Source organism: Sporolactobacillus sp. PKPK-6, assembly GCF_056678885.1.
In genome coordinates, this window is record NZ_JBWXPA010000001.1 from 1967621 (window position 1) to 1987214 (window position 19594).

The 19594-nt window shown below is 42.9% G+C and carries 16 protein-coding genes and 3 tRNA genes; 16 read left to right on the forward strand and 3 right to left on the reverse strand.

Features of this window, described 5'->3' with window-relative positions:
- The first annotated feature begins 21 nt into the window (after nt 1-21).
- The 12 genes from AC1MBV_RS09685 to AC1MBV_RS09740 all read left to right on the forward strand — a co-directional run bounded on the left by AC1MBV_RS09685 (nt 22) and on the right by AC1MBV_RS09740 (nt 12585).
- Nucleotides 22-98, forward strand: a tRNA-Met gene (locus AC1MBV_RS09685).
- 3 nt (nt 99-101) lie between these two features.
- Nucleotides 102-177: transfer RNA gene (locus AC1MBV_RS09690), tRNA-Asp, on the forward strand.
- Nucleotides 178-184: 7 nt separating this feature from the next.
- A tRNA-Phe gene (locus AC1MBV_RS09695) sits at nt 185-257 on the forward strand.
- A gap of 328 nt (nt 258-585) precedes the next feature.
- Nucleotides 586-1305 carry a response regulator YycF gene (gene yycF / locus AC1MBV_RS09700; RefSeq protein WP_255748710.1) on the forward strand — a complete coding sequence of 240 codons (720 nt, stop codon included), beginning with the start codon at nt 586-588 and terminating at the stop codon, nt 1303-1305.
- Nucleotides 1298-3112: a cell wall metabolism sensor histidine kinase WalK gene (gene walK, locus AC1MBV_RS09705; RefSeq protein ID WP_255748711.1), complete on the forward strand. Its 1815-nt coding sequence runs from the start codon at nt 1298-1300 to the stop codon at nt 3110-3112. The genes yycF and walK overlap by 8 nt, the downstream gene beginning before the upstream one ends.
- Before the next feature lies 1 nt (nt 3113).
- The gene (locus tag AC1MBV_RS09710; protein WP_255748712.1) at nt 3114-4430 is read left to right on the forward strand and encodes a YycH family regulatory protein; all 1317 of its coding nucleotides are present in this window, start codon (nt 3114-3116) and stop codon (nt 4428-4430) included.
- Nucleotides 4427-5245 (forward strand): two-component system regulatory protein YycI, encoded by an 819-nt coding sequence (locus tag AC1MBV_RS09715; protein ID WP_255748713.1) that lies wholly within the window; start codon nt 4427-4429, stop codon nt 5243-5245. Before AC1MBV_RS09710 ends, AC1MBV_RS09715 begins: the two co-directional genes overlap by 4 nt.
- Nucleotides 5246-5278: 33 nt before the next feature.
- Nucleotides 5279-6073 (forward strand): MBL fold metallo-hydrolase, encoded by a 795-nt coding sequence (locus AC1MBV_RS09720; protein WP_255748714.1) that lies wholly within the window; start codon nt 5279-5281, stop codon nt 6071-6073.
- Between the two features lie 217 nt (nt 6074-6290).
- Nucleotides 6291-7529: a S1C family serine protease gene (locus AC1MBV_RS09725; RefSeq protein ID WP_255748715.1), complete on the forward strand. Its 1239-nt coding sequence runs from the start codon at nt 6291-6293 to the stop codon at nt 7527-7529.
- Nucleotides 7530-8987: 1458 nt separating this feature from the next.
- Nucleotides 8988-9467 carry a 23S rRNA (pseudouridine(1915)-N(3))-methyltransferase RlmH gene (gene rlmH / locus AC1MBV_RS09730; protein WP_480948148.1) on the forward strand — a complete coding sequence of 160 codons (480 nt, stop codon included), beginning with the start codon at nt 8988-8990 and terminating at the stop codon, nt 9465-9467.
- Between the two features lie 136 nt (nt 9468-9603).
- Nucleotides 9604-10809 carry a CynX/NimT family MFS transporter gene (locus tag AC1MBV_RS09735; protein ID WP_255748718.1) on the forward strand — a complete coding sequence of 402 codons (1206 nt, stop codon included), beginning with the start codon at nt 9604-9606 and terminating at the stop codon, nt 10807-10809.
- Nucleotides 10810-11130: 321 nt separating this feature from the next.
- On the forward strand, nt 11131-12585 hold the full coding sequence (locus AC1MBV_RS09740; protein WP_480948149.1) for an alpha-amylase: 1455 nt from the start codon (nt 11131-11133) through the stop codon (nt 12583-12585).
- 408 nt (nt 12586-12993) lie between these two features.
- Here AC1MBV_RS09740 and AC1MBV_RS09745 read toward each other — a convergent pair whose 3' ends face one another.
- Nucleotides 12994-13857 carry an SDR family oxidoreductase gene (locus tag AC1MBV_RS09745; RefSeq protein ID WP_480948150.1) on the reverse strand — a complete coding sequence of 288 codons (864 nt, stop codon included), beginning with the start codon at nt 13855-13857 and terminating at the stop codon, nt 12994-12996.
- Nucleotides 13854-14273 carry a MarR family winged helix-turn-helix transcriptional regulator gene (locus AC1MBV_RS09750; protein ID WP_480948151.1) on the reverse strand — a complete coding sequence of 140 codons (420 nt, stop codon included), beginning with the start codon at nt 14271-14273 and terminating at the stop codon, nt 13854-13856. Before AC1MBV_RS09750 ends, AC1MBV_RS09745 begins: the two co-directional genes overlap by 4 nt.
- 295 nt (nt 14274-14568) lie before the next feature.
- On the opposite strand from AC1MBV_RS09750, the gene AC1MBV_RS09755 reads away from it, so the two are divergent.
- The 4 genes from AC1MBV_RS09755 to AC1MBV_RS09770 all read left to right on the forward strand — a co-directional run bounded on the left by AC1MBV_RS09755 (nt 14569) and on the right by AC1MBV_RS09770 (nt 18512).
- Nucleotides 14569-15612, forward strand: a complete 1044-nt coding sequence (locus AC1MBV_RS09755) for an alpha/beta hydrolase (protein WP_480948152.1) — start codon at nt 14569-14571, stop codon at nt 15610-15612.
- Nucleotides 15613-15746: 134 nt separating this feature from the next.
- Nucleotides 15747-16577 carry an AraC family transcriptional regulator gene (locus AC1MBV_RS09760; protein WP_255748723.1) on the forward strand — a complete coding sequence of 277 codons (831 nt, stop codon included), beginning with the start codon at nt 15747-15749 and terminating at the stop codon, nt 16575-16577.
- 101 nt (nt 16578-16678) lie between these two features.
- The gene (locus AC1MBV_RS09765) at nt 16679-17899 is read left to right on the forward strand and encodes a multidrug efflux MFS transporter (protein WP_480948279.1); all 1221 of its coding nucleotides are present in this window, start codon (nt 16679-16681) and stop codon (nt 17897-17899) included.
- Between the two features lie 19 nt (nt 17900-17918).
- Entirely contained in the window at nt 17919-18512 is a 594-nt protein-coding gene (locus AC1MBV_RS09770; protein WP_480948153.1) for an isochorismatase family protein, read from the forward strand.
- Nucleotides 18513-18650: 138 nt separating this feature from the next.
- On the opposite strand, the gene AC1MBV_RS09775 is transcribed toward AC1MBV_RS09770, so the two are convergent.
- Nucleotides 18651-19457 carry a MetQ/NlpA family ABC transporter substrate-binding protein gene (locus AC1MBV_RS09775; protein WP_255748724.1) on the reverse strand — a complete coding sequence of 269 codons (807 nt, stop codon included), beginning with the start codon at nt 19455-19457 and terminating at the stop codon, nt 18651-18653.
- Between the last annotated feature and the right edge of the window lie 137 nt (nt 19458-19594).

Here is a 19594-nt window from a genome sequence, read left to right on the forward strand (position 1 = left end):
TGCTTTTCTTTTTAATAATATCGCGGGGTGGAGCAGTCTGGTAGCTCGTCGGGCTCATAACCCGAAGGTCGTAGGTTCAAATCCTGCCCCCGCAACCAAATGGATCCGTGGTGTAGGGGTTAACATGCCTGCCTGTCACGCAGGAGATCGGCGGTTCAAATCCGCTCGGATCCGCCATTATTATGGCTCGGTAGCTCAGTCGGTAGAGCAGAGGACTGAAAATCCTCGTGTCGGTGGTTCGATTCCGCCTCGAGCCATGTTTTGCCAAACATAAGCGATAAAACGCTCTTAATAGAAATGGTACTTAAGTGGGAAAAGTCTCTGAGATCAATCAGAGGCTTTTTCCTGTTTCTGTCATTATGACATCGAGATCATGATTATGTTAAAATAAACAGGAAACAATCTGATCGATAAACGAGGGTTAATTCGGAACAAAGTGGTTCCATTCAGAGAGTAGAGTATGGATCATAAATTGCAAACGCAGCTCGCCATTACTCTGATACTGATCGAACGATTAGATAGTGGGACAAAGAAAATATTGCATGGGAAATAAATCACAAGAATTCAACAAGGGGGCTGCACGAATTGGAAAATAAAATTCTAGTTGTCGATGATGAACAGCCGATTGCGGATATAGTACAGTTTAATTTGGAAAAAGAGGGCTATGAAGTTATATGCGCTTATGACGGTGAGGAAGCACTTCAAAAGGTTGAAGAAGAAAATCCGGATATGATTCTGCTTGATGTGATGCTGCCAATCAAAGACGGTATGGAAGTATGCCGTGAAGTACGAAAAACGCATAATATGCCGATTATCATGTTGACAGCTAAAGATTCGGAAATTGATAAGGTACTTGGTCTTGAAATGGGCGCTGATGACTATGTCACAAAACCGTTCAGCAACCGTGAATTGATCGCAAGAGTTAAGGCCAATTTGAGGCGACACAGGCAAGAAGGTGCGGAAGAAGAGAAAAAACAAGAGAATAATATCGAAATCGGTGACCTCGTGATCCATCTCGATGCTTATGTGGTTACAAAACGAGGGAAAATGGTTGAATTGACGCATCGTGAATTTGAGCTCCTTCATTATCTTGCCGATCATATCGGACAAGTAATGACTCGAGAGAATTTGCTGCAGACGGTGTGGGGCTATGACTATTTTGGCGATGTGCGTACCGTGGACGTTACGGTGCGACGGCTGCGCGAGAAAATTGAGGACAATCCAAGTAGGCCGGCATGGATTATAACACGGCGCGGTGTCGGTTACTATTTGAAAGAACCAAATCAGGAGTCTAGTGATGAATAAGGTCGGTTTCTTTAAATCGATTCAATTTAAAGTCGTTTTAATCTATGTACTTCTTATTCTGCTTGCCATGCAACTGATCGGTGTGTATTTTACAGATCGCGTCAAAACGATAACTCTTGACAGCTTTGAGAAGTCGCTTGAAAGTCAGAGCCAGTTAATTGCATGGAATGTCGGCGAAGCCATACGTGAAGCAAAGGAAACGAATGCCGATGATTCGAATCATGTGACGGATCAGATTCAGAACCAATTGCTGGAGCTTGATAGTAATATTAGAGAGATTCAAGTCATCGATCCAAACATGGTTATTATTGCTGCAGATGAGAAGCATCAGAGTACCGTAGGAAAACGAACAACCAACAGGCTGGTCATTCAGAATCTGTCATCAAAGGTAACCAATAAATACCGAACTACTGACAATAAGAATGGTGAACGCGTCGATGTTGTGACCACACCGATTCAAGTAGACAGCATGCATTATGGTACGCTTTATGTCGAGAAAAGCTTTGAAAGTGTCTATAGTCAGCTGCAGCAAGTCAATCAGATTCTTGCATCGGCGACCATCTTCGCATTATTGGTCACAGCGATTTTAGGCTTTTTTCTCGCACGCACCATAACACGTCCGCTTGTACAAATGCAGCGTCAAGTACTTGCCGTGTCACAAGGGAATTTTACGAGAAAGGTGAAAATGAGTGAGCCGGATGAGATTGGTCAGCTCGCCACTTCGTTTAATAACATGACAATGAAGTTGCGTGAAGCGAATGCGACAACAGAATCAGAGCGGCGCAAATTGAAGTCGGTCCTTACCTATATGACCGACGGGGTCATTGCGACTGATCGCAAAGGGAACGTTATCTTGATGAACAACCGCGCTGAGCAGCTGCTCAATGTTTATCGCCACGATGTGACCGGCAATTCGATTTTAGATTTGCTCAAGATTCGCAAAGAGCACAAAATCATGGATCTCTATGAGTTAAATGATTCCATTGTGCTTGATTTCAGCACAGACGATGAAACAATCCTGTTGCGTGCGAACTTCTCAGTTGTTAAAAAGGACAACGGGCTTGCCAATGGGTTAATCGCGGTGATTCATGACGTAACGGAACAAGAGCAAGTAGATATGGAACGGCGCGAATTTGTGGCCAATGTCTCGCATGAACTGCGTACACCGCTGACCACAATGAAAAGTTACTTGGAAGCGCTGCAGGACGGAGCGGTTGAAGACGCAGCACTCGCAACGAAGTTCCTTGGCGTGACCCAGCGTGAAACGGAGCGTATGATCCGCTTGGTCAACGACCTGCTCCAACTTTCCAGACTGGATTCCAAAAACCATAATCTTCGTCTTGAACGAACGAACTATATAGAATTCTGTGGCAGTATTGTTGATCGATTTGAAATGTCCAAAAAACAAAATATTGAGTTTGTCCGCCATTTTCCGAAAGGGTCGTTCTTTGTTCAGGTCGATCGCGACAAACTGACGCAGGTGATCGATAATATTATTTCCAACGCGATTAAATATTCTCCTGAGGGCGGTATTATTACGATCCGCATCACACGCAGAGGACGAAATATCCGAACAATGATTAGTGATCAGGGGGTCGGTATTCCGAAGGAAAATCTGCCGAAGATTTTTAACCGATTCTATCGTGTTGATCGTGCGCGTTCACGTAAATTAGGCGGTACAGGACTGGGACTCGCCATCGCCAAGGAAATGATTGAGGCGCTGGGCGGAGAAATCTGGGCGGAAAGTGACTGGAACCGAGGCACAACCATTCATTTTGTACTCCCGCTGGATAGAAGGGAACTCTAAGATGCATCGTGAAGTATTCAAATCCGTATTGTTGGGTGTGCTCGTACTTGCGAGCGTCGCAATGACCTTCAATATACTTTTCTATAAATCTGATTTCCGGAATTATAATCCGAATTCAACGAAACAGGTCGCCATCGCAAAGGCGCAAAAAATACCTGAAGTGATTCGCCCTAATTTGATGCTGGAACGCAATAAGAATGGTGAGTTTGGTCAAACCAGCAGCAGTCAGATACAAAAGGTGTACACGCTGCTTCGCCAGTGCGTTTTTAGTGACCTATCAAGTGATGACTCCGACAATGACAACGGTAGTGATAGCACTCATTATAAGCTTGTTTTTCCGGCGCCGCTTACATTTGATGCGTTGAGCAAAGTGTTTCAATTTGACAATGATAAGTCACAGAGTACAAATCATGTGCTTGTAGATCGTGTTGACGTATTCAGTTCCTCGAACGGACAAAATGTTACGGCAATTTTCTCTTCTCAAGATGAAAAAAGTAAATTCTATACAACGGTTGATCATTTGAATATTAACAGTTTGAAAGCTTTATTTGCTGATGTGGATCTTCGCCCTTATGAGCGTACGGCTTTGAAAGGAAAGGTCGTCTATTTACCCCAGGAAAAGACAGCAGTAGATTCAGAAGTCAGCTATTATGAACGACTTTCCTTAGAAAAATTCATACCGATTTTTTTTACCGATCCCGATAACGTATTTGCTGCAAAAGGAAAAACAGAATACACGGACAGCGAGCGGCAAATAGAACGCACGAATAATATTATCCAGTTTGTGAATCCGGGAATTACGAGTACATCGGAACAAAAACAGGATCCGATTATCGGCAGCTTTGACTGGGTGAACAGCGTTAAATTATGGACTGATGATTATATTTACCAAGGTGTTACATTGAAAAATTTTCGCGGGGATGGAACAGTCAGCTTTCGTATGACCATAGGCGACTATATGGTATTCAATACGGAGTACCCCAATTGGTATTTGAGTATGATTGAGCTTACTTGGCGAAGCGGTGAATTAAGCAACTATAAAGGCACGCTTCTTGATTTGAATCCTGTTGACAGTCAGGGAAGCATGACACTTGACTCAGGTAAAGATATACTTAATCAATTGAGCCAAGCCAATGTACATGTAAAGTCTATTGAAGATCTGGCTATTGGCTATGAATTGAAAAATCCGGACACAGGTTCAGACCAATCCATAGTGGCAACGCCGGATTGGTTTTATAAAATCGGCGGCCGCTGGTATTCAGTGACCGATGCGCTTCTGCCTGCCCATGGTATTAACGGGAAGGAGGATCCGTCATGAATTGGAGCAGAACAAAATCAATTTTCATTATTTGTTTTCTTCTTCTCGACGTCTTTCTCGTCTTTGAGATGTACATGAGACAGCAGGATGAGAGTGTTGAAGACGTCTCAGACAGCGGTTCGAAATACAATAATTACAAAGCAGAAACCGTGATTCCATCACTGCCTAAAGATGTCACGTTCCTTCGTGGAACAAGAATTGATTTTAATCAACAGAAAGATGCGCTTGTTCAGTTAACGGATCGTAAAGAGGATGCCGAAAAGCAAAAAATCACTTTGGAAGAGGATGGTCGGCAATTGACGGGGCTCTTTTCGACTCCTAAAGTGCTTGGCAATGTTAAGAAGAATGAAGATATACAAAACACGCTGCTCAGCATGGTTTATCAGGGGCAGGATTATAAATTCTGGGAGCTTGGGGCCGATAAAAGCACTGTGAAATTTGTCCAGACTTACCGTAACCGGCCAGTGTATGTCAGCACTCGAAATCGAGTGCAGATGCTTGATTTTACCGTTCAAGGTGATCAGGTGACAGGCTTTCATCAAAACTATTTTAAACTAAGCTCGAATCAGAATAACCAAGTGGATCTGATTAATGCTGAACAAGCTATTAAGTATTTGGCAGATCGAACCGATCTAGTGGGCTATAGTACCTTGCACATTAAAGCAATTGAACTATGCTACCTAAATACGGTGGGTGATGGCAGCGCTGACCCGCTCATCTTCGTTCCGGCATGGCATATTACGATTCGTACGAACGGTCATACAAGTGATTACTTTGTTAACGCGGTCTCTGGCAACGTACAATCAGTCAATTAAAGGTCGATTTTTTCACCCTTGGGAGGGGTAGAAGTGACGTTACATTTTAGTGTACTGGCAAGCGGCAGTACGGGGAACTCGCTCTATATCGAAACGGAGCAGCAACATTTATTAATTGATTGCGGATTAAGCGGCAAGAAAATGATTGAATTACTAGGGCAAATCGGACGCCGACCAGAAGATATCGATGGGATTCTGGTCACCCATGAACACAGTGATCATATCAAAGGGCTTGGCATTTTCGCGCGCCGTTTTCATACGCCGGTTTATGCAAATAAGAAGACATGGCAGGCGATGTCGGCCGGAATTGGCGAGATTCCAGTCGAGCAGAAATTTGAGTTTGCGCCGAATACAACGAAGGAATTCGGAGGCTTGGTTCTTGAGTCGTTCTCTGTTTCCCATGATGCTGCTGATCCGATGTTTTATGTTGTTCATGATCACGAGAAGCAGCTGACACTGCTGACTGATCTCGGTTATGTTTCCGAGCATATTAAGGGGTTAATTAATAACTCAGATGCATATATTATGGAAGCAAATCATGATACAGAGATGCTCATGATGGGGCGCTATCCATGGAGTGTGAAACGGCGTATTTTGGGCGATACCGGTCATATTTCAAATGAAGAATCAGGGCTCGCACTGACTGATGTATTTGGAGACCGGACAAAGAAAATTTATCTTGCCCATTTGAGCAAGGATAATAATATGAAAGAATTGGCACGGATGAGTGTCGGTCAGCGTTTGGAAAGCATTGGGCTTAAATTAGGAAGGGAAGTAGCTCTTCATGATACCGATCCTGATCACGCAACGGAATTAACCGCGATTTAGGTTTAGTTGATGGTGACTTTGGCTATTCTTTACATAGAACAACGGCAATTTTGCGATGCATATAGAAATAGTCACATAATTTTTATTAGCAAGATATTCAGTGGTAAATTATTGATAAAGAAGTTATGTGATTACTGGGACTTCAGATCGTTTTGAAGATCGTGCGCGTTTCTTTGGTTCCGGGTATCATTGTAAATGTTGTGAGGGGGAAATGTGTATGGGGTATTATGATGACAACCACATAGGGAGCGATTCGGAATCCGAAGGTAATTCCCGCCAAAAACGAGAAACCCGCATGCGTGGCGGTTGGTTTTTCTCGGGTTTCATCGGGGCTGTCGTCGGTATGGTTTGTCTTTTGATCTTTGCTCCTATACTTTCGGATCTAGGCGTCTTTCCCTATCAGGTGTCGACAGGCGCACAGAATTCCAATAATGTGAGCAATCCGACATTCAATCGGCAAATGAATGTTAATGTTACCTCATCGGTTACTGAGGCGGTAGACAAGGTATCACCTGCAGTTGTAGCCGTCATTAATCTGCAAAAGGCAAATTTCTTTGATAATAAGTATACTGAATCAGGAATCGGTTCAGGTATTATCTATAAAAAGGATAATCAGTATGCTTATGTGGTAACGAACAACCATGTGGTTTCTGGTGCGGAAAAAGTGGAAGTTCGCTTGAATGATGAATTAAAAACAAATGCTACAGTTCTGGGAAAAGATGCACTTTATGATTTGGCAGTGTTGCGAATCCCGGCGAAGAACGTTAAAAGCGTTGCAGAGTTCGGCAATTCGTCCAAACTAAAGCGAGGCGAGCCGGCGATTGCAATTGGCAACCCGCTCGGATTTTCCGGTTCGGTAACTGAAGGAATTATCAGTTCGACGAGCCGAACGATTCCGGTTGAAAGCAACAACGCTTCAATCGAGGCACAGGTTCTCCAAACAGATGCGGCCATTAACCCTGGGAACAGCGGTGGTGCTCTTGTGAATATTGCAGGTCAGGTCATCGGTATTAACTCATCAAAAATTGCGTCGACAGGAAGCGGTACTGATGAGGGCGTTGAAGGTATCGGATTTGCAATTCCAATTAATGTTGCGAAACCGGTCATCAACAAACTTGAATCCGGGGGCAAAATTGAACGGCCGATGCTGGGCGTCAGTATCGTCGACCTTTCCATGGTACCGAATGAAGAAGCAAAGCAACTACAGCTGCCGTCCGATGTAAAGACCGGACTGGTTGTTACCGATGTTCAAAGCTCAAGTCCTGCTGCCAAGAGCGGGCTCGAAGCAGGCGATGTCATTACGGAGATCAATGGACATAAAATCAAAAGCTATATTGAATTTTCAACGTACATGTACACGGAGCTTCATGCCGGACAGACAGTGAATATTAAATATTATCGGATGGGCAAAGTGCACACATCCAAGTTAACATTAGGAAGCAAGACATTTTCGTAATAGGTAAATATCAGGCGGGTTCAATGACCGAAATTAAGGTTATTGAGCCCGTTTTTTTACAGGTAAAGAAGGTATATGATTTTCGAATTAACAAAAAGTAAGAAACTAGACACGAAAGGTGAGATGCCTGCGGGTGCGGCTCTGTTGATCGCGTGCCGGCGAGACCCTGCAGATTTCTGCTTGTCTGAGGAGGCTCGCGGTGCGCCCGCGGTCGTGCTCTGTTGATGCGAGCAACCGAAGCGATGATTCAACACTGTAAAGACACAAACCAATCACACATGGCTGGAGATTAAAGACCGGGCGCTTTTTGCTCGGTTTTTCTTACAAGATAAGAAAGTATAAGATTTTGCCCCGTATTTAAACGAATAAACCAGTGTCTTGGCCGAAAATCAAAGCGGAGGTGCGAGACGCCTGCGGGATCAGGTGCCAGCGAGACCCCGCAGATTTCTGCTTGTCTGAGGAGGCTCGCGGTGCGCCCGCGGTCGCGCTCAGTTGATGCGAGCAACCGAAGCGATGATTCACACCATAAAGACACAAATCAATGCTAAAAAAGGGAACTTTCGCAAGTGTAAAGGAGCTTTCGCTAAATACGCATACGTCCTGTATGCAACGCGAAAGCCATCACATCCTGCGAAAGTAAGGACCGGGCGCTTTTTGCCCGGTTTTTCTTACAAGGAAAGAAAGTATATCGTTCTGCCTTGCTGGTATAATGATCAGCGTTATAAGATTCGGGTGGGCGATCAGGCAAGCGCCCAATCTGAGAAATAGACGGAAAAATTCCGCTTAAATTGAAAATGAATGGTAAAATCGCTTAAATAGACGGAGAAATTACCCTTATTGAATCGAAAAACGTAAAAATAGAGGTTTTTTCTCTGAATAAGCGGAAAAATTACCCTTATTTACAGGCAAAACTAGCGCCATGGTGCATATAACCGGAAAATCTCCGCTTATTTTACTCGTTACTTAATGAAGGACCGGGCGCTTTTTGCTCGGTTTTTCTTATGCGCAATGTGCGTAACCTTGTGGACAGATGTTGTGAACAAATACAAGCAGGTCTGTGGACAATTTGTGTGCATCATCGAATAAATATCCACAGCTTATCCACATTTGAGGAAAAACTGTTCATAACTCTGAAAATTCATCACATTCAACTATGATAAAATATAAAGAAAACATAGTTGTAAAAAGAGTAAAAACAGGGAAAAGTCCGGTATCACGGGAGTTATTCGTATATGCAGAACACAATGGCACATGAAAAAGGCAATGAATGAATAAATAGTGAATTGTGACAAATTCTGAGTATTTATGATGAAAATAGTTATCCACATTCGTCAAAATACAACATTTTTCGATGCGCATATCTTGTGGCAAACGAATGATTCCATACAGAATATAGAAACGACCTGTGGATATGTGCATAACTTCTGTGCATAACTCTTAATAAGGTTGGGATAAGTTGTGAATATCAGTATTTTAACGGTTGGAAAACTAAAAGAAAAATATTTTAAACAAGGAATTGATGAGTATGCAAAACGGCTGGGTCCCTATGCAAAAGTAACTATTATGGAAGTCACCGACGAGAAAGCACCGGAAAATCTTTCCGAAGCGGAAATCGAACAGGTGAAACGTTCCGAAGGTGAACGCTTGCTGAAGAAACTGCCCGATCATGCCTACGCAATCGCACTGGCTATCAAGGGAAAACAGATGCCTTCCGAAGACTTCGCAGCAAAAATTCAGGAACTGGCAACGTATGGTCACAGTGACATTGCCTTCATCATCGGCGGATCAAACGGCCTGAGCGATGAAGTTCTGAGCAGAGCAGATTTCCAGCTCTCCTTCTCCAAGTTCACGTTTCCGCATCAGCTCATGCGCTTGATCTTGATCGAGCAAATTTATCGAGCGTTTAAGATTATGCGAAACGAACCGTATCATAAGTAGATGAAGGAAGTTAATTTCTTCACCAAAATACAGGAACGTGAGCTGATATAACAGTTTGTAAGTAACAATTTTGTATAATACGTGTGCTTTTTTCACGAATAAATAAAGACGGAAGTCGGAGATGGAGATAAGTAACATGGTAAAAAAACATCATCAGCAAACAGGATTCATCTTGCTATTAGTAATTTTATTAATATCTGCATGCCTTCGCGCTCCCTTTACCGCTGTCGGTGCTCTTATTCATTTGATTCAGAGGGATACAGGCATTAATGGAACGCTGAGCGGGTTGCTAACGTCACTTCCTATGCTCGCCTTTGCTTTTATTGCACCGATAACGCCTCGTTTCGTTCGCCGATGGGGCATGGTCCGCATGCTGTTTTTCAGTATGGCCTGGCTGACTGCAGGCATTCTGGTTCGCTCTCTTGTACCGGGTATATTTGGTCTGTTCGTCGGTACGGCAGTTGTGGGAGTCGCTATTGCGGCCGGAAACGTGATTCTGCCCAGTTTTATTCAATCTCAGTTCCGGCAGGACATCGGTTTAATGACCGGAGTTTATTTAGTATCTATGTCGCTTTGGGCAGGTATCAGTTCGGGTTTTGGTCTGCCGCTTGCCGTGAACGGGCATCTGGGCTGGAAGGGGAGTCTGCTTATATGGTGTTTGCTGTCCCTGGCTGCACTCATTGCCCTCTGGCCCCTCCTACGTAGGAAAGAATCAAAGGTATCTTCATCAGAAGAAGAAAACAGGGAACCTACTGGCTCAATCTGGCGCTCCGGGCTGGCCTGGTTCGTGACTCTCTACATGGGCATTCAATCTATTCTTTTTTATACCGTGCTCGCCTGGCTTCCTTCGATGTTGAACGCGCAAGGACTGTCGATGAGTCAGGGCGGTTTTCTGCTTCTGGTCATCCAGATTGTTTCCCTGCCCACTTCTTTTCTTGCACCTGTCCTTGCGAGTCGATTCAAAAACCAGACGAAGCTTGTTGTATCAGCTTGCGCCATTTATGTGATTGCATTCGGCGGTCTGCTTAGCGGACACTGGATCTATCTTTGGTCGGTTCTGATCGGCATCGGCAGTGGTGCTTCGTTCAGTTTTGCTATTTCACTTTTCAGCCTGCGGACAAATACGGCAGAGGAAAGCATAAAGCTTTCCGGCATGGCACAATCTGTTGGTTATCTGATGGCTGCTGTTGCCCCGGTCATCACAGGCTATATTCATGATCTTTCCGGCAGCTGGGAAGCGGCTAAAATCTTTCTTCTTATCTGTGCTGTCCTCCTGACTGTGTTGGCTTTTGGCGTCGGTCAGGATCGTAAGGTTCACCTGGTCGTGCACAGAAAATCTTGAAGCTGCTTCTGAAGAGAATGTTTTTTCAAGTTATCTAAGAAAGACTAAGAGGGCAAGGTATTTGGGCGTAAGTAAAAAGAGGGACGGCAGGACATTGCTAGCCAATCACGCTCGGATGAGTGAACAAAAGCACGATAACCCTTAGATATAAATAATTTGGATGTTCTAGTGGATCATTTGGTTCTTTTATACGATCGCTTCGCATCGCTAAAAGAACGAGATAAAAATAGCCATTCACGCAAAAAAAGTTTTACCAAACCAGAAAATGGGAATAGGCAGTAAAGATTTTTTAACAAAGGGCCAGCTGGTAAAGAGGGATGCGTGATGGAAAATGGAATGATGATGCAATATTTTGAATGGCATTTGGCCAATGATGGGAAACATTGGGAACGCTTAAAGGCAGATGCTGAGCATTTGGCAACGATAGGGATCTCGGCTGTTTGGTTGCCGCCCGTGTTCAAATGTAGCAAGCAGGAAGATGTTGGCTACAGCATCTATGATCTCTATGATCTGGGAGAATTCGATCAGAAGGGAACCGTCCGAACCAAGTACGGAACAAAAGCAGATTATCTGGCTGCAATCGCGGAGTTGCACGATCACGGTCTATCGGTCTATGCCGATATCGTGCTGAATCACAAAGCAGGTGCCGATGCATGCGAACGTTTTCAAGCCTACGAGGTGAATCCGACTAACCGCCAAGAAAAGCTCAGCGAGGCCCACGAAATTGAAGGATGGACACGGTTCAACTTTCCTGGGCGTAAAGGAAAGTATTCCGATTTTATATGGACGTGGGAGCACTTTTCTGGGGTTGATTATGATCAGCTGACCAGCAAAAAGGCCATTTATATGATTGAAGGACTTAATAAGGGATGGGCCGATGACGATTTGGTGGATAATGAAAACGGCAATTATGATTATTTGATGTATGCAGATATTGACTATCGTCATCCCGACGTTATCCGGGAGATTAAAGAGTGGGCGAACTGGTTTTTGAAAACGACTGGAATTGATGGTTTCCGGCTTGACGCGGTGAAGCATATTAACCGCGCGTTCATTGCTCAATTGGCTGAGCATATTCGCAGGACCTACCGCGATTCCTTTTATTTGGTTGGCGAGTTTTGGAAGGATGAGACGCAGGGGGTGGAGAATTATCTTGAAGATACCGACTTTAAACTTGATTTATTCGATGTGACGCTGCATAACAATTTTTATCAGGCAGCGCAGCAGGGGAGGGACTATGATTTGCGGCAAATCTTGGAGGGGACTTTGATGAAGGAGCACCCATCTCTTGCCGTCACCTTTGTCGATAACCACGATACCCAGCCGGGACAATCACTCGAGTCCAGTGTCGCGCCTTGGTTCAAATTGCAGGCGTACAGTCTGATTCTGCTTCGTGCGGAAGGATTTCCGGTTATCTTTTATGGTGACTATTACGGCCTTAAAGGACCGAAGCCATCAAAAGGATTTCAGAAGGATCTGGATAGCTTGATGAATCTGCGCAGAAAATTTGCCTATGGCGATCAAATGGATTACTTTCAGGATGAACATTGTATTGGCTGGACCCGTTCCGGCACGGACCAGCATCCAGGTGGACTCGTCGTTATTCTTTCGACAGGCGATGAGAATCAGATTCCAATGAATGTCGGTTCAGAAAACAAGGGAAAAAAATATGCCGATCAAATGGGTCATCAGCAGGCTCAAGTAAAAATTGATGAAGACGGACAGGGAATCTTTCCGGTTAATGGCGGTTCATTCTCTGTCTGGACTTGTACCTAACCTATGTGACCAAATAAACCACCAAGCTTACCAAACAGTAAAGTTGTTATGTCACTCGTGATCGGATAAGACGTAGTCACCCAGGGTATTTTATTTATCCCCCCAGTCGTTAACTAACCTCTTGGACATGGGGAAAGTAAGTGGTCAAATAGACCAACAAATGGATTCGAAAAAATGGACATTTCTTTTACTAAATTGACACCATGCGTGGGCTACTATTTAGTGACATATATGATCAGCAAGGTTTTAAAAAGCAGTTAACCAAAATATTTAGGCTGGCCGAATCAAAGGAAAGACACTATTTCGATAGCGATATCATTGCTTAGAGAAAAAGATGAATAAATTATCTGCACCTGCTATGTTTCCACCTTATAAGATCTAAAAGAAAAGTATTAGATGTCTCAAGATTTATACTTTCAAAAAATCATTTTTATTGTCCATTGCAAATGATTCAAAGCTTCTGGGCTGTTTACCAGTAATTTGATAAAAATCGTCCGTTACGTTTTTAGCAGTTCCCATTCGGGTCATAAAATATAAAGCCACAGTAACGTTTACATACGTTTTGTTGAGCTTTCTTTTTTTAATGTACACGCTTCGATAGTTAAGAAAGGAGGGCTTTGCATAGGTAATTTTTCTGCTTAAAACTTTGGATAGAATTTCTGCAACTTGGTAATAATCTAATGCTTCCGGTCCTGTAATTGTATGTGCTGTGTTTACATAGTTCTGGTAGTTATGCAGGATGACCGCCGTGGCCTCTCCAATGTCCTTTGCATCAATAAAACTTGTCTTACTTTTTCCTGCGGGTACAAAAATAGTGTCTTGTTCACGAATTTCTACAGCATGAACGCCTGAAATGTTTTGCATAAAAAATCCTGGTCGAATATGAGCATAAGGAATTTCTAGTTTTTCAATATATTTTTCTATTTTGTAATGCGGAGGAATGCTATTTTTTTCGATTCCCATTAATGACAGAAAACATACAAGTTTAATTTCATGATTCTTCATACATTCTATGAATGGAAAAAGAGCTTCGGGCTTTCCTAAATGAGGAGGTCTCATTAAAAAGACTCGATCTACACCCTTTAACGCATTTTCAAAGGTTGAAGGGTCAGTGAAATCAAATTTAACATCTGTTGAATGTTCTAAGGCAGGTAATCGATTATTTGTTGTGTAGGTACGGACAACAATTTCTCCTAATTTCACTAATGTATGCGAAACAAATGTACCACAGTTCCCTGATGCTCCAGTGACTAAAATTTTACCCAATTTCATTTCTCCTCTGCTAATATCTGATTTGCTCTACTGATTAAGTGAACCAATTGTCTAAAATCATCTTGCCCCATCTTCTTTTCTAAGGTGTATAGCATTTTCAAGTATTCTTTATAAGATTCATTGACGAGCTCTTTAGCTAGTGAAGTTGGAGATATTTTATAACTTCTCCCATCTGTTTGATCAGAGTGTTTTATTAAGTATTTTTTTCTATTCAAGGAATTGATCATTTCAGTAACCATTGGTTTTGATACTGCGAAGAATTGAGCAATTTGTAAAGGGGTTACCGCTTCTTCACTTCTGACTAAATAGATTAAAACACCCATTTCACTATTGCGAATCGGAATATTTTTCTTTACGTTAATTTGTGTTCGGCAAAATTGTGCAATAATTTCTGCACTTTGGTACATTTCGTCCATGATGTCACCTCAATATAGTTAATCTACTGAACTAATTTTAGTTCATCTGCTTAACTATTTCAATAGGTTTGACACGCAACAATCATTCATGATTTTTAAATTCTGTTTGATTAACCCATTTTTGTGCAAGATAATGAGAGCTTGGAAGAGACGAACCATACTTGGACACTAAAAAACCTCACTCACACTGTATGGTATCACTAATGAAAAATTTTTCAGTCGTTTTTTTGTCAGTTTATGTTCTGTTCATTTATTATTAAAGTAGAGCAAAATCATGAGAGGAGGGTGTTGTTTTATGCGGCTGCTGAGTGATCCAAGTGATCAAAAAGAAAAGGCAAAGATTAAGCACGGGAAATTGAAAACAAAGATCCTTGTGGTGTCGGGAATTTTGACGGCCGCAGCTGCTGTTTTCAAGGTGACGGAAAGTATGGTCGGTCGTTACTTTTATCGTCTGGCCATTGCGCGGGAGCAATCGCCTCATCGGAAAAATCTTGATCCGGCAGTATCGAAGGAGCACTTTTCACCGATTATTAAAGCACGGATTGACGAGCGAAAGGCTGTGAAAGAACGCTTTCTCCAGGAGTGTCCGCCGACCGACGCTTTTTTAAATGCATCCGATGGTTTGAAGCTGCATGCCTGCCGGTTTGATGCTCATCCGAAAGGCCATCGTTGGGTCGTACTTTTGCACGGATATATGAATGAAGGTTCCTATATGTTCTACTATGCATCAGTTTTTGCTGACCATGGTTTTAATGCTCTCGTTCCGGATCTGCGCGGAGCGGGGCAGAGCGAGGGGGATTATATCGGCATGGGTTGGAACGACCGGCTGGATGTGGTCGGCTGGATTCATGAGATCATCAAATGGGATCCGCAGGCACAGATTGTCATTTTCGGCGTTTCAATGGGTGCCGCGACCGCGATGATGACGGCTGGCGAGAAGCTTCCTGATCATGTGGTCTGCATTGTTGAGGATTGCGGTTATACATCGGTGGCTGATGAATTTTCCTATGAATTACGTAATCTTTTTCGTCTGCCTTCGTTCCCTATCCTTCGATTTGCCGATCGGGTCACACGGTCTCGTGCCGGCTATGGCATTTTTGAAGCATCGGCTGTTGAGCAATTGAAAAAAGCAAAAGTACCGATTTTGTTCATTCATGGTGAACAGGATACGTTTGTTCCAACGAGCATGGTGCATCGCGTGTACGAAGCTGCAGCCGGAGAAAAGGAGCTTTTGCTCGTAAAGAATGCTACGCATGCCGCCTCGTCACTTGTCGACCCCGACTTGTATTTTTCAACACTCTTCCGTTTTATTGAGAAACATATGAGTATCCGTAATTGAATGAAGACGCTTAGGGAGAACAGAGTATGACTCCAATTGTTCAATCATATGAGTGAGACGATTTAATTTTTTCGATTATGTTTTCTACTAGCAAATACTTAGAATAGATAAAGCTTGAAAACGATGGAGGCACCATGTGGCTAAAAGATCTCTTCTTTCATATTCATTATTGCAACAGCAGAGAAGGTCGTGAATCTGGAAATGAAACGAGAAGCATCACCAGAACGCTTCAACATCATGAATTGATCTGCTTTTCCTCGGGAAAAGGTCATATTGCTATTGGGAAGAAAAAGTACCTTCTAGAGAAGGACATGCTTTTCTATATTTGTCCTGCTGTTATGCATTCCATTGAGATCGATGGTAGTGAACCCCTTTGTTTTCAATCTGTACATTTTAGTTATGGACATGTGTACCTTGCCGATAATCATTGGGAAATAAAAAATGAAACACGACTACTGCCGCTGCATGAGGCGCAGGTATTAAAGGATCATTATCAAGTGAATGATCTGTTTCATAAGCTGGTAAGTCGCTGGTATGCGAAACAACCTGGGTACGAATTTGCAGCCAAGATCTTGCTTCAGCAATTGATCGCAGTCATTTTTGAAACCATGAAAAAGCAGAATCAAAAGGCCACAGCGTTTTTAAAAATTGAACAGGTTATCGAATGTATGCAGCAACATATTGATTGTCGCATAACTTTAAGAGGTTTATCAGATCTGGTGAAATTGTCACCAGCTTACTTATCCAGAATTTTCAAGGATACAACTGGCTATACCGTCATTGCTTTTTTCAACAGGATGAAAATTGATAAGGCAAAAGCATTGTTGGTAGAGAGCGATAAAAAGATAAAAGAAATCGCAGAAGAATTGGGATTCACCGATGAATTTTATTTCAGCAGGGTATTTAAAAAAATTGAAGGCATGAGTCCTTCAGAATTTTATAGCAAAAATGTCCATGGAATCTAATATTGTTCATGTAATAAAGGCCATTCTTCAGCTAGTATGAGGATGTTATTGTTCATTATGTGGGACGATCAATGAATCATCAGCAGAAGGGTGGCTTTTTTTTGCCGATTTGGAAAAGAAATTTAATTTTTTGCTGGTTTGGCATGTTTGCCACGGGTATCGGCATGAGTCAAATCGCTCCGGTGTTGCCGCTTTATATTCGGCATCTTGGTGTCCACAATGCAGCTGCAATCGCCCAATTATCTGGGATTGCCTTTGGCATTACGTTTATTCTTTCGGCAATTTTCTCACCCATTTGGGGCGCGGCGGCTGACCGGTTTGGGAGAAAACCAATGCTTTTGCGTGCAAGCCTCGGTATGGCACTTGTGATTGGCTGCATGGGTTTTGCGCCTAATGTCTATGTGCTCATTGGCTTGAGACTGCTGCAAGGAGTGATCACCGGTTATAGCACGGCTTGCACAACATTAATTGCCACTCAGACAGATAATGAGCATGCCGGATGGGCGCTGGGTACGTTATCAACAGCAAACATTGCCGGTTCTTTACTGGGTCCAATGATCGGTGGATTCATATCGGAATTCGCCGGTATTCAAAATGTGTTTTTTATTACCGGTGCACTGATGCTTGTTGCCTTTTTAACCACAATTTTCTTTGTGAAAGAGGAATTTCATCGTGAGGATCATAAGGTACTGCGCAGCGGGGAAGTGTGGGCAAGTATTCCGGAAAAAAGCTTAACCGTTACCTTGTTTGTCACTGCTTTTATTTTAACGGTTGCTCTCTATTCAGCGGAGCCGATTATTACTGTGTACGTGGCACACATTGCTCATAGTACCAGTCATATTGCTCTTTTTGCGGGCATGGCTTTCTCTGCTTCCGGACTGGCAAACATTCTGGCGGCGCCTAGACTAGGGAAACTTTCGGATCGAATCGGTGCTCAAAAAGTGATACTCGCAGCGCTTATTCTTGCCGGAATCCTTTTTATTCCCATGGCATTCGTGAACAATCCATGGCAATTAATTGGCCTTAGATTCTTATTCGGCTTAACCGCGGCGGGTCTGATGCCCTCCATTAACATTCTGGTGAAAAAGATCACCCCTGATGCACTCACAGGCAGAATTTTCGGATTCAGCATGTCTGCAATGTATTTTGGTGTATTCAGCGGGTCCGTATTTGGCGGACAGGCTGCTGCCTGGTTCGGCATCCGATCTGTATTTTATATGACTGCTGCGTTGCTGCTCATTAATGCATTATGGGTTTATTTTAGAATTTATCGAAAAATAAGCATCAATGATCGTCATCGTGTATCACACAAGGCCATTTGAAATAGGAAAGGAAATGATTATGGATAAGAAACAAGCAGGAACGGAACGTTTAACAGCGGCTAAAACGGCTCTTATAGTTATTGATCTGCAGAATGGTATTGTCAACAGTCCGCGTGCGCCTTATACAGGTGTGCAGGTTGTTCAAAAGGCGAGCAGCATGGTTCGTAAATTTCTGGAAAAAGGTGCCTTTGTCGTTCTTGTCCGTGTTGCCACATTTGATGGAAAAGATATGCTGAGGCCTAATACTGATCAAAGCAGCCGTTTCAACCGGTTCAGTGAGGGCTGGGATCAATGGGTACCTGAGTTAGCAGACTTTACGAACGCTTATACGATGACTAAAAGGCAATGGGGCGCATTCTATGGCACAGATCTTGACGCGCAATTGCGCCGTCGCGGTATTCAAACTGTTGTGCTTTGCGGCATTTCTACAGGAATTGGTGTCGACACGACCGCACGTGAAGCTTATCAGCATGGCTACTCGCAAATTTTTGTTGAGGATGCAATGACCGCTTCAACCAAAGAAGAACATGATTATGTGTGTCACTATATTTTCCCGCGGATTGGGAGAATTCGGACATGCGATGAAGTACTACGTTTGTTAAGCGATGAGTAATACAGGGAAGGTTAAAGTTGTTTATTTGACCTAAAAAATAGTCTGCATCGGTCAATGAACGGGTATAGCTAAATAAAACGATCCGATTCATGCCATTATGAGGCAAGAACCGGATCGTTTTTTAATTCATAACCCTTTTTACCAAGCGGGAACTACAGAACCATGAAATGTTTTACTAATGTATGCTTTGATTTGAGGCGAATGATAGTAATTCTTTATTTGCTTAACGACCTTATCATTTTTATTCTTTGTTCGAACGACGAAATAGTTTGGATAACTATTGTGAGTGAGCGACTCATGGTAGATGGAGTCGTTCAGAATGGTCAGGTTAGCACCCATAGCAAAATTCGAATTAATTGCTGCAGCGGTCACTTCATCGAGATGAGAAGTAATCTGAGCGGGATCCATAGCTATAAATTCGAGATGCTTCGGATTGCTGACGATATCACGGGTTGAGCCGGTTCTTTGTGTCCCCTTCTTCATCTTAATTACGCCTGCTTTTTCCAGCAAGGTCAGACTGCGCGGTTGGCTGGACGGATCATTCGGTATTGCGATTTTATCCCCTTTTTTCAAATCCTTTAAGTTTTTGATCTTATTTGAGTATATCCCCATCGGCAACGCGACGGTTTTAAAAACATCGGTAATTTTATAGCCTCTGTCTTTAATCTGTGCCTTCAGGAAGGGTAAGGTTTCATAACTGCTGGCATCTAGGTCACCGGTATCCAGTGCGGTATTCGGCTGATTATAATCATTAAAAACTTTCAGGTGGATGGTCAATCCATCTTTCTTAGCAATCTTGGCAACCTGTTCCATAATTTGTTGATGCGGTCCGCCGGTTACGCCGACAGTAATCTCTTTTTCACTTAACGTAGCAGAGTTGCTACCGCAAGCAGTCAATGTAAAAATGATCGTCATAATTAGTCCTAAAAAGAACACCTTTTTCATTAAAAATTCCCCCGTTGCAAGCAAAGTCATTTTATCTTAGCCGATAAACAGCTAATAAATATAATTAATATTATGAGTTAACTCCGAATTAAAAACAAGTAAGTGGCTGAATCTTATAAGAGTGCACGCCAACAATT